General features: G+C 62.3%; 8 protein-coding genes. 7 read left to right on the top strand and 1 reads right to left on the bottom strand.

Annotated elements, in window-relative coordinates; translation table 11 throughout:
- Position 1: 1 nt before the first annotated feature.
- The gene (locus P5540_16215) at positions 2–1339 is read left to right on the top strand and encodes a TldD/PmbA family protein (protein HRT66362.1); all 1338 of its coding nucleotides are present in this window, start codon (positions 2–4) and stop codon (positions 1337–1339) included.
- 10 nt (positions 1340–1349) lie between these two features.
- Positions 1350–2216, top strand: coding sequence for an ARMT1-like domain-containing protein (locus P5540_16210; GenBank protein HRT66361.1), 867 nt, complete (start codon positions 1350–1352; stop codon positions 2214–2216).
- Positions 2217–2242: 26 nt separating this feature from the next.
- On the opposite strand, the gene P5540_16205 is transcribed toward P5540_16210, so the two are convergent.
- On the bottom strand, positions 2243–4537 hold the full coding sequence (locus tag P5540_16205) for a hypothetical protein (GenBank protein HRT66360.1): 2295 nt from the start codon (positions 4535–4537) through the stop codon (positions 2243–2245).
- Positions 4538–4694: 157 nt separating this feature from the next.
- Here P5540_16205 and P5540_16200 point away from each other — a divergent pair, with 157 nt between their 5' ends.
- The 5 genes from P5540_16200 to asnB all read left to right on the top strand — a co-directional run bounded on the left by P5540_16200 (position 4695) and on the right by asnB (position 10557).
- Entirely contained in the window at positions 4695–5468 is a 774-nt protein-coding gene (locus P5540_16200; GenBank protein ID HRT66359.1) for a 3-ketoacyl-ACP reductase, read from the top strand.
- An 83-nt stretch (positions 5469–5551) separates the two neighbouring features.
- Positions 5552–6415, top strand: coding sequence for a glycosyltransferase family 9 protein (locus tag P5540_16195; protein ID HRT66358.1), 864 nt, complete (start codon positions 5552–5554; stop codon positions 6413–6415).
- Between the two features lie 124 nt (positions 6416–6539).
- Entirely contained in the window at positions 6540–7583 is a 1044-nt protein-coding gene (locus P5540_16190) for a glycosyltransferase family 4 protein (protein ID HRT66357.1), read from the top strand.
- Positions 7580–8701 carry a glycosyltransferase gene (locus P5540_16185; protein ID HRT66356.1) on the top strand — a complete coding sequence of 374 codons (1122 nt, stop codon included), beginning with the start codon at positions 7580–7582 and terminating at the stop codon, positions 8699–8701. Before P5540_16190 ends, P5540_16185 begins: the two co-directional genes overlap by 4 nt.
- 2 nt (positions 8702–8703) lie before the next feature.
- Entirely contained in the window at positions 8704–10557 is a 1854-nt protein-coding gene (asnB, locus tag P5540_16180) for an asparagine synthase (glutamine-hydrolyzing) (GenBank protein ID HRT66355.1), read from the top strand.
- The last annotated feature ends 1314 nt before the right edge of the window (positions 10558–11871 follow it).

Below are 11871 nucleotides of genomic sequence, written 5' to 3'. Positions count from 1 at the left end.
CATGGATCGCCCGGGCATTGAACAGGCGATTGACGCCGCGCTGCATCTCGGCGCCGCCGAAGCGGAGATTTTCTTTGCGCGCAGCGTAGACCTTGAAATCGAAGTGGCGCGGAAACAGGTCGAGACGCTGGTGCGCGCGGAATCCATCGGCATCGGCGTGCGCGTGTTCACTCCGGACAAGCGCCTCGGTTTCGCCTACACCAGCGGGGACGACGCCGGCATCGCTCAGGCCGTGGCGGCGGCCTGCGAAAACGCGCGGATCGACGAACCGGATGAATTCAACGGATTGCCGGACGAAGCCGCCGTTTCGGACGACGATTGGGCCGAAGAAGATTTTGCCGCGATACCGGTGGCGCGCAAGGTGGACGCCTGCCGCGCCCTGGAAGATCGCGTGCTCGCCGCCGATGCCCGGATCAGCCACATTCAGAAGGCCGCCTATCACGACAGTCGAATCGAATGGACCGTGGCGAATTCGCGCGGCCTTTTCCGCTCCTATCGCATGGCGCACGCGTCCTGTTCGGTTGTGGCCGCCGCGGCCCAAGCCGGTTGCGATTCCGAAATGGGATGGGAATTCGACGTGGCGCGCCGGTTCGATGCGCTTCGGTGGGATTGGGTGGGCGACACGTGCGCCACGCGCGCCACGCGCCTGTTGGGCGGCAAGCCGTGTGCGGGCGGACGTATGCCGGTCGTTTTCGACCCGTATGTCGCGACACAGTTCCTTGGCGTGATCGGCGCGGCCTTCATGGCCAACAACGTGCTGAAGGGCAAGTCGCTGTTTGCAAACCGGATGGGCGACGATGTCGCGTCGGCCCATGTGACCATCACGGACCGCAACGATTTGCCGGAGGGGATCAACCGCGCGCCGTTCGACGGAGAAGGCGTGTCTGCGGCGGCAAAGCCCATCGTCGAAGACGGTGTTTTGCGCGGCTATCTGCACAACGCATATACAGCCCGCAAAATGGGCGCTTCCGTCACGGCCAACGCAATGCGCGGCGGCGGGTTTCGTTCGACGCCCGAAGTCGGGCCGTCGAACGCGTATCTCGTCCCCGGCGAAGCGACGCCGGAATCCCTGTTCGCGGCCGCGGGCAACGGGTTGTACATTACCGACGCCATGGGCGTCCACACCGCCGATCCGATTTCGGGCGATTTCAGTTTCGGCGTGGCGGGTCTCGCCATCGAAAACGGGCAGCCGGCCAGCCCTGTTCGCGGCGTCACGCTGGCCGGAAACATCAAGGATCTGCTGATGGGTATCGTGGGTGTCGGTTGCGACCTTCGCTTTTTCGGTCCCTACGGCGCGCCGTCATTTTTAATTTCTGAAATCATGATCGCCGGTTGTTGATGGAGGTATCGTGAAAGCCACGCTTGATTGTCTGGAATGTTTGGTCGCGCAAGCGCTGCGCGCGGCACGCGTGGCGACGGACGACCCCGCGTCGCAACGCGAGATTCTGAACCGTGTCGCCGCCCATGTGCCCTTGTGCGATCTCGACAAGTCCCCGGGGGAGTTGTCGCTGTTCATTTACGATACCGTCCGGGTGGTCACCGGTATCGCGGACCCCTACCGGGAGATCAAGCGGGCGCAAAATGAAGCCGCGCTTGCGCTCGAACCGGAACTGCGCGCATTGGTGGCCGATGCCGCCGATCCGCTGGCCGCGGCGCTCTACCTGTCGGCGGCCGGTAACATCATAGACCTCGGCGTCCGGCACGCCGGCAGAATTGACGTTCGCGCCACCGTCGAAGAGGTCATGCGCGAAGGGTTCGCGATCGATCACACCCCCGCCTTGCGCGAATCCCTCACGCGATCCCGCGATCTGGTCTTCCTGCTCGACAATGCGGGCGAAATCGTTTTCGACAAGATTCTCATCGAAGAACTGTTGAAACATACCCGCGTCACGGCCGTCGTCAAGGCCGCGCCCATCCTCAACGACGTGTTGCGCGAAGACGCGGAGCACGTGGGACTGGCGTCGTTGTGCGAAGTGATTGACAACGGCGGCGCATTCATCGGATCGCCGCTGGGGCTTGTGCCGCCTGCGTTCATTGATCGTCTCCGCCGCGCGGACATGCTGGTGGCCAAAGGCCAGGGAAACTATGAAACCCTCGACGAATTTCCCGGCGACGTGTTTCTCATCCTTCGCGCGAAGTGCGAAGCCATCGCTGCCCACATGGGCGTAAAATACGGCCAAGTGGCCCTGATTTCGACGCGAATGAAGCGCGCCTGACCCCGTTTGCAAAACCCAAAGCCGTCTTACCGGTCGGGACCCACGGGCAGATTGTCGAAGGGGCTGGCGGAAAATCCAAGAATGTCCCGCATGTTGGGCAAGGCGGGATTCGATCCGGCGATACGCCACGCGCCGTCCTCTTCAATGAATGTGAGCGTGGTTTCGCCGCGGTTTTCACGCGGAAACCACGCCGGCATGTCCGCGATGCGTCCGCCGGGATCGCTGACGGCATAACCGGAAAAACGGCAGTAGATCAGCACCTTGACCTGTTTGCCGCCGGCGTATTCGGAAAAATCCCATTGCCGGATTTGCCGGTCCATGCGACAGGCGTTGTAATGCTCGAAGAACCACTGATACGCCCGCCGGACATACAGGACGCGCCAGCCCGTTGCGTCTTCATAATTTGCCGAGTAGACATCCATGACGCCGTCGAGATTCTCGGCGCGAAACGCCGCGTCCAGCGCCTCGATTTGCCGCGCGACGGCGAGGGCGATCGGTTGATGATCCGCGCCAAGGCCGGCGGACGGCATCCACCATGGCGCCGGATTCGGCGGCGGGGCGGGCGCGGCGGCCACGGGCTGGCTCTGGGCAAAGCCCAACAGGGGGCCAATGACCACTTCCTCGGCAATCCGGCTTTCGACATTGCTCAAAGCAAGGTATTCCCCGTAATTGACGATCCCCTCGAAGGGTTCCTTGTCCTCGGTCAACGCCGTCACGGCGTAGGCGATCGTCTGCGCGGGATCCGCTGCGGCATCGAGGTAACGCCGGCTCTCCGCGCTTCCCATGGCAAGGGTCCAGCGCATATCGGGCAGCAGGCGCCGGTAGACCTTGTACGTCAAGTCGCCCTCCCGGAACGGCCAGGTCACCAGCACGCCGTCCTCCTGGCGCCGGGCCTCGAATCCGCGCACGGGCGCGGGCACGGCGGCCACCTTGAAGGTCTGCGGTTCGAGGTCGTTCTCGCGGGTGTTCATGATGAACAGGCCCCGCCCGACATTGGCGATGAACGCCGTGCCTTCGCCGTCGGGCTGGTAATAGCGGCCGAGCAGTTCGCGCCAGCCTTCGACGGATGGTTGTGTGCCCGGCGGCACGATGACCTCGAACGATTGCGAAGCGGCTTCGGTGCTGATGGCCGACAAGATCGGGATCCAGTAGTGGCGCCCTGAATTCGGGATCAGTTCGGCGATCTGTCCGGGGCGTTCCATTCCATAGGCGGCATGTATCAGATTTCCCGCGTCCAGCACCGCATCGGCGTCGCGCAGCGTAACGTGAAAATCCTGGGGCGTGCGCGCAAGGCCCGCCTGATAGGCCACACGGGTCTTTTTGTCCACGAATTCCTTGCGCGCGATCAGGCCGAGATCCAGGATCTGGCGCAAGGCGGGCTCGATGGACTCGTCCCAATGGCCGCGGGCCGCGCCGAACCACAAATCCGCGCCCGCGGCAAACGAATACACCGTTGCGCCGGTCATGGCGCCGTCGAGGATCATCGCGCGATAAAGGGCGGACGGCATGTTGGCGGGTGGATCGGCCATTCCGACGATTCCGGGCGCGATGAATCGCGCGTCCCGGTACCATGCCGAATCCGGACCGATGCCCCATTGGCCCGCCGCGCCTTCAAGCCACATGCCCATCAGCGCCGAAATCTGGGGGATCACATGCGCGCCCCGGCATGCCGCAATCGGCACGATGTACGGCGCGCATTCCCGCATACGCTGGTACAACGGCAGGCACGACTCGTTGGCCATCACGCGCAGCCAGCGGATTTCATCGAGTGAAATGGCGTAGAACCGCCCGTACCGCGCGGCCAACTCGATGCCGTCCGCCAGCCATTTTACGATCGGCGCCGGACCCAGTGATTCCGTTGTGCCCGGCGGCGGATATTCTTCAAAGGGGATGTCGGCAGCCTGAATGCCCTTGACGCACGTGAACTCGCTCAACAATTCCTCGATGCGGCCCAACGGATGATAAACCGCCGTGCGTCCGTCGCCGATGCGAATGGCCACGGGCACATCCGCATCTTGTAACGCCATCAAGAGACGCCGAAACCATGCATGCCGGGACGCGGCATCGGGGCCGCGCGCTTCGACCTGTATCGCCGACAACGTGTGTAAATCCCCCGGCAGTTGGTTCCATGCCTGGATAACGAGTTGCGCGTAGGCGCCGGTGTCGAGGGATTCGTCGCCCGGATGTTGGAAGAGGAAAAGGGGATGGTCCGGGCTTATTTCGAGGCAAAGCGGGGGGTAATCCGCCCAAGCAACGGCGGCGAATAGTACGGCAAGGACACCAAGTCCATCGCAAAGATATTTATTTGTGTTGGTACGCACGGCCCGGCCATTGTATGCAAAAGCCTGTCAATTCACAAAAAGCGTCATCCATCCGTGATATACCCGAAAGGCCGTAAAGGTTTCGCGTGCGCGGGGTTGTTTTCAGGATGCCGGTGGAACAAAATGAAGCCCTCGGAGAAAAGGAGGAGGTGGTCGCATGGGCAAGGCAGTAGCGTTGGTAACGGGCGCGAGCCGGGGTATCGGACGCGGCATTGCGCTCGAACTGGCGGCCCGCGGGTACGATATCGCCGCGATGGCGACGCGGTTGGAAGGACCGTTGCGGGAAACGGCCGCGCGCATCGAGGCGCTGGGCGCGCGGTGCCTGCCGGTCATTGGCGATCTGGCGGACCTCGCCTGTCACGCCAGCCTGCTCGACGAGGCGCTGGCCGCGTTCGGGCGCATTGACCTGCTGGTGAACAATGCGGGCGTCGCGCCGGCCACGCGGCTCGATATTCTCGATACGACGACGGAAAGTTACGACCGTGTGATGGGAATCAATCTTCGCGGACCGTTTTTTTTCACGCAGCGGGTGGCGCGGCAGATGATCCGGCAGACACATGACGACTCGGCGTCACGACCGTCCATCGTGTTTATCACGAGCATCTCGGCGGATACCGCCAGCCCGAACCGCGCGGAATATTGTGTCAGCAAAGCCGGCCTGAGCATGGTCGCGCGGAATTTCGCCGTGCGCTTGGCCGAGTACGGCATCAATGTGTACGAAATCCGACCGGGCATCATCGCCACCGACATGACCGCCGGCGTCAGGGAAAAATATGATCGCCTGATTGCCGATGGGTTGCTGCTCCAACCGCGCTGGGGAACGCCCGAAGACATTGGAAAGGCCGTGGCCGCGCTGGCCGAAGGCGCATTTGGATATGCGACCGGCGCCGTCATTGAAGTCGGCGGAGGATTTGGCGTCAAACGATTGTAAATGGGGAACCCGGCCAATCCCACGCGGATGCGACGGATTACCCGGGCGTCCTCCATGATATGGATTTTCCAACAGCAGAAAAAATGAACCGTATTCTCGATCGGAGCATGCGCGCCGCCCGCTGGCGGGTCAAGGGTCTGCTTGGCCTCCCGCGCACGATCCGGGTTGAAATTTGCTGGCGTCTGGGCGATGAAATCATGGCGCTTCCGGTTTACGGCGGACTCCGAAAGGCGTTTCCGGATTGCCGGATCGCCGTGTCGTGCAACTTTCCCGAACTGCTCGAGGGCAATCCCGCGGTGGACGCGGTCAATGAGCGCATGACGCCGGACCGTTGCATCCTGTTGCGCAGCGGGCCGCGCACGGAAATCCGTATCGCGCATTACGCGCGCCTGGCGGGCATTCCAATACCGGCGGAACGTCCGCGGCTCCATTTGACGGACTGGTCCGCGCCGTCCGTCGCGCGATACGGCGGGCGTTTCGTGGCGGTGGCGCCGGGCGCCTCGTGGGCGATCAAGCGTTGGCCCCTGGATCGCTGGCGCGCGCTGTGCGAAATCATCGAGGCGTACGGCTTCCCGGTCGTCGAATTGGGCCGCAACGACGAGCCCATCGGGGTTCGACATTCGTTGATGGGGCAAACGACGGTTCGCGAAGCCGCCTGCATTCTTCATGCGGCGCGGCTGCTTGTTTGCTGCGATTCGGGACTGATGCACCTTGCCCGCGCGGCCGACACGCCCGTGGTGGCATTGTTCGGACCCACGAATCCCTCTATACTCATGCCCGGCGATGACGGCCTGAAGGCCATTCTGAGCGAGGAGCCGTGCCAGGGATGTTGGAACAACGGCCAGACCGAAGCGGCGCCGGGGCATTGCATCCGGGGCCGGCCAACCTGTCTCGAACGCATAACCGTGGACGAAGCATGGGCGCGTGTGCAGCCGTTGCTAACATAAAAGGCTTTTCGGCAGGGAACTCAAAGAACAAAATGGCCACTGCGATCGTTGGTCAAGTCATCTTTGCCTTTGACGTCCCTTTGCCGGACACGTCCAAATTCCTCATGCTGCCGGGAAACACGTGGTGAAAGTCCTTTTTTTGACACTCTATCCCGACGTGGCCGCGAGTTCGCGGTACCGGGTGGCGCAATTCGTGCCGTATCTCGAATCGCGCGGCATTTCATGCACGGTTGCATGCCCGCTGACGGCTCCCGAATGGGACGCGCTTACCGGGCCGAACCGGCGGCATCGTCCCTTCTGGTATCACGCGCGCGAAACGGTTCGCCGCGTCGGCCAAATCCTCGGCGCGCGCCGTTATGATGTGGTCTTCGTCCAGAAGGCCATCATGACCGCATACGTCCGGGGGTTGCCGGAATTGCTGCGCGCGCAGGCGCGCCGGCTCGTTTACGACATGGACGATGCGGTTCATCTCGCGCCGCCGCACCCGTTGCCCCCCGTCTGCCGCCCCATCGAGGATCGCAGCCAGATCCTCCGCCTGTTCGCGATGGCCGACCTTGTGCTCGCGGGCAACGCATGGCTGGCCGAAGCGGCGAAAGGCGCCGGCGCGCGTGTCGAACATTTCCCGACAGTCGTGGACACGAACCGTTTTACTCCCGGCCCGCCGCAGGACGCGTTCCGCATCGGCTGGATAGGCAATGCGAGCACCACCGTATGCCTCGCGCCCGCCGCCGGGGCATTGGCGGCGATGCGGGGATCCGTGCGGCTGGTCGGCGCGGATGCGGCGCGCGTGCCATTCGACGGCGCCGAAGTCGCGCCGTGGTCGCTCGATCGCGAACTCGAAACGATCCGATCCTTTTCCGCCGGCATCATGCCGCAACCCAAGGAAGAATGGATGCGCGGCAAATGCGCGCTCAAGGCGTTGCAATACATGGCCTGTAGCGTGCCCTGCGTGGCGACGCCGTTCGGTGCGGTTCTCGAATTCATGCGCCATGACGAAAACGGGATCTTTGCGGACAACGATGCGGAATGGCTCGATGCCTTCGCCCGCCTGCGCGACCCCGCGCTACGCCGGCGTATCGGTGAAGCGGGCCGCGCCACCGTCGAAGAACGCTACGCGCTATGCGATGCCGCGCCGCGCCTGCTCGGCCTGCTGAGGTCGCTGCCATGATGCGTGTCTGTTATGTCATCCCCTCGCTCGAAATCGCTGGAACCGAACGGCAACTGTTGTATCTGTTGCAGGGCCTCGCAAGGGATTGCGATTTGACCGTTGCATGCACAAACCGCGCCGGCGCGCTGGCCGGCGAAGCGCGCCGCGCCGGCGCGCGCGTCATGGAATTGGGCGTGTGCAGTGGATGGGATCCGTCGGCGTGGTGGAAATTGCGGCGTGTCTTCGAGGCGCACCGCCCGGACGTGGTTCACTCGTTTCTCTTCGGGTTCGATCTGTATGCGAATCTGGCCGCAAGACAGACCGGCGTGCCGGTCGTGATTTCGAGCCGCCGTCAACTCGCTACTTGGAAAAAGAGGCGGCACCTGTTCATCCAGCGCCGGGCGAATCAATGGGTGGATTGCGTCGTCGCGAACAGCCGCGCCGTGGCCGAATTCGCAATCGCGCAGGAACGGGCCGATCCGCGCCTGTTCCGCATCATTCCCAACGGAATCGCGCCGGACCTGTTCATACGCCGTGCCGATCCGCATGGGTTGCGTCCGCGATACAACATTCCCCCTTGCAGCCGGGTGGTAGGAATCGTCGCGAATTTCAGCCCCGTGAAAGACCACGGCCTGTTTGTCCGCATGGCCGGGGAATTGCGGCGAAGACGCGCCGACGTGCACTTCCTCATGGTCGGAATTGGCCCGCTTGTACAATCCGTCGAAAGCAATCTTCGCGCCCGCGGATTGTCCGATTGCTTCACGCGCGTGGCCAGCATTGCCGACATCGCGGACCTGTACGCGCTGATGGATGTCTCGGTGCTTTGCTCGAAAGCCGAGGGGTTTCCAAATGCGATCCTCGAGTCCATGGCCGCCTCGCGGCCGGTCGTCGCGGCGGCTGTCGGCGGCATTCCAGAACTGATCGCGGACGGCGACACGGGCCGCCTGATCGCTTCGCGCGATCCGGGCGCTTTCGCCGATGCCGTCGAATGGGTCTTGGACCATCCTGAAGAAAGCCGGGCCATGGCCGCGCGGGGCGCCTCGTTCGTGCAAGATCACTTCAGCGTCGAGCGCATGGTCGAAGGCTACCGCGCGCTTTACGCGGAATTCCTCGAACAAACCCGCTGGAAGGATCGCTAATCATGTGCGGGATCTGCGGAATCATCCATGCACGGCGCGACGACCGCGCCGATCTGGAGGCGGTCGCGCGCATGAACGACGCCATGATCCATCGCGGTCCCGACGACGCCGGCGTCTGGCGCGGAGGCCATGCCGCGCTTGCGATGCGGCGGCTGAGCATCCTCGACGTGCCCGGCGGCCATCAGCCCATGACCAACGAGGATGGAACCGTCGTTGTCGTGTTCAACGGGGAGATTTACAATTTTCAGGAACTCCGCGCCGACCTCGCGGCGCGCGGCCATGTATTCCGCACGCAAAGCGACACCGAGGTCATCGTGCATGCCTACGAGCAATTCGGCGACGCCGCGCTGGAACGCTTCAACGGCATGTTCGCGTTCGCGCTGTACGATGCCGCACGGGATCGGCTGCTTGCCGCCCGCGACCGGCTCGGCATCAAGCCGCTGTTTTATGGATTGAACGGCGAAACGCTTGCCTTTGCGTCGGAACTGGGCGCGCTTCGGCAATCGCGCCTGTTCTCCGGCGACGTGAACCCCGCCGCGATTGACGCCTATTTTACGTTCCTCTACATCCCCGCGCCGGACACCGTTTATTCCGGCGTGCATAAACTCCGCCCCGGCGAGAAACTCATCTTCGAGAAAGGCCGATTGACGCTTGAGCGCTATTGGAGGCCCGCATTCGCGCCCGATCCGAAATGGACGCTCGACAACGCCGCGGAAGCGTATCGAGCCCTGTTGGAAGACGCCGTGCGTTTACAACGGATCAGCGACGTCCCGCTGGGCGCGTTCCTCAGCGGGGGGATGGACTCGTCGAGCGTCGTCGCGATGCTCGCGGGCATGAGCGCGCAGCCGGTCAAGACCTTCACGATCGGTTTCGACGACAAGGCCGCCGACGAAACGCCCTATGCGCGCATTGCCGCGAAACGGTTCGGCACGGATCACACCGAAGCGGTTCTTCATCCCGACATGGCCGGCATCGCACCGCAATTGATGGCGCATTTCGGCGAACCGTTCGCCGATTCCTCCGCCGTGCCGATGTGGTGCGTCTCGCGCCTTGCCCGGCAACAGGTGACCGTCGCGCTGTCCGGCGACGGCGGCGACGAACTTTTTGCGGGATATACCTGGATGCACAACGCCCGCCGCGTCCAAGCATACCGGCGCGTGCCGCCCGCTTTGCGGTCGCTGATAGATGCGGCGCTGCATCTTGTCCCCTCATCGCCGGCGATCACCAAACTGCGCCGGTTCAGCCGGGATGCGTGGCTCGACGAACGGGCCGCGTTCCGCCGCCGCGAAACGTGCCTCGACGCGGATGCGCGCGCCGCGTTGTATCGAACGGGTTTCGCCAACGCCGTTGCGCAAAACGCCGTGGACCGCTTTTCGGAACATGCCGGCGACGGGCCGCGCAATTTCGATGATTGGATGCTGTATCAGGACACGGTCATGTATCTTCCGGACGACATCCTCGTGAAAGTGGACCGCATGAGCATGGCGCATTCGATCGAAGCCCGCGTGCCGTTGCTCGACCACCGCCTCGTCGAATTCGCCGGCACGCTGCCCTTTGGATTGAAATATGCCGACGGCGTCTCGAAACGCGTCGCCAAACACGCCTTACGCGGGATCCTGCCCCCCGAATTGCTCGCCCGGCGCAAACGGGGATTCGCGATACCCATCCATCGCTGGTTCCGCGAAGATCTCCGGCGTCATTTCGCCGAAATGGTTTTGACAAACAATGCCCGATGCACAACTTTTCTGAACCAGAACGCCGTCCGCGCCCTTTTTAGACGCCACGACGCCGGTCATGAAGACAACGGCCACGCCCTGTGGGCCATCCTCATGTTCGAACACTGGCTGCACCTTTGAACCCGCCGGTTGTACCGGTCAGGGGGCCTCACACGGCGCGACGGGGAAACGGGCAATCCAAGGACGCCGACTCGCCATGGAGGCACGGCCGAGGGACGGCGCTGCGAAAAAAGTCCATAACGTATTTGTCACTCCATATTCGGTAACGATAACAGGGTCTTTGAGAGTACCGAGTTCTTGAGACAGAAGGATGAGAACTTCCAGGAAGATTGGCACTTCCGGGCAATTTCATATCGGATCAAGCAACAAGATCTTGTGTTGAAATTGAAAATGGCCGCTTTGTAGCGCCGATTTCCAAATCGGCCTGTCGTGTTTCAGCAAGCCGATTTGGAAATCGGCGTTACATTCCGAGACCTTCACGACTCCGAGAACACGGTACTCTCAAGCAGGGTCTATTCCATGCAAAAAAGATCCGCCGCCGACCTGCCCCTTCGGCCTTGTTTTTTTGCTTGCCAATATCGGGAAAGACGTGGTATTCTTGAATTGGAAAAGTCGCGCGGGCGGCTAACCGGCAAGGGGCCACGGCGCAGCCAAAAAAACAAGGATTTGAACGGTCGCTTTTTCTTCACGAAGTGACCGGTGCAGTGCAGTTGCAGGATTGTGCGCGGAAACCGGCGCGGAACGGTATGAACCGGCCGGCGTACGGCGGACTGTCGAGGCTGTCCGGAAGGGTGGGACAGACTGTCCAGGCTGTCCTTGGAGTTTGTGCATTTTAATCCGATGGACTTTATGCATAACCGCAGAGGACACCCCTCCCATGGGGTCTTACGAAGGGCAGGTTAGTCCCGTAGGGACGGTTTGACTGTAGCCCAGGAGGAACTCCAGGGACACGGGAAAAACCGAACGATAGTCCCGTAGGGGCGTGTGAAAGGGCGAGCGTAAAAGCAAGCCTATTTGACCATTGTATGTTTTCGAACAAGGGTAAAACGACACGGGCTCGAATGCGACGAGCGATGCACAGGGAACGGAATGATAGGCTTCAAACGTCCCTACGGGACTACGCTGACACCGCCGCAAGATCCCAGGACTGGCGTCCTGGGCTATTCTCAAGGCGTCCTTCCGGGACTTCGTGTCGAACACCGTCTCATTCGACCAATCTAAAAAAACATCCTCTCTGTCCAAATGGCGGCTTGCAGAAAGCCATTTTGAGTAAATGGACAACGATTTTTTCGGGAAAACGTTCTGGGGACACCTCTTCGTCGCGATGAAGAAGAAGGGTCCCCGATCAATCGTATTTTTGGACCGCTCTGCCATGCGGATTCGAGTTTGGAATCGCCTGGCCCGGACATTCATGTCCTGTTTTCCATCTGCGTG

It is taken from the genome of Candidatus Hydrogenedentota bacterium, from assembly GCA_035450225.1.
In the GTDB taxonomy this organism is placed as follows: domain Bacteria; phylum Hydrogenedentota; class Hydrogenedentia; order Hydrogenedentales; family SLHB01; genus DSVR01.
Note: the sequence above shows the minus strand (reverse complement) of the source record. Positions and strands in the feature narration are given on the sequence as shown.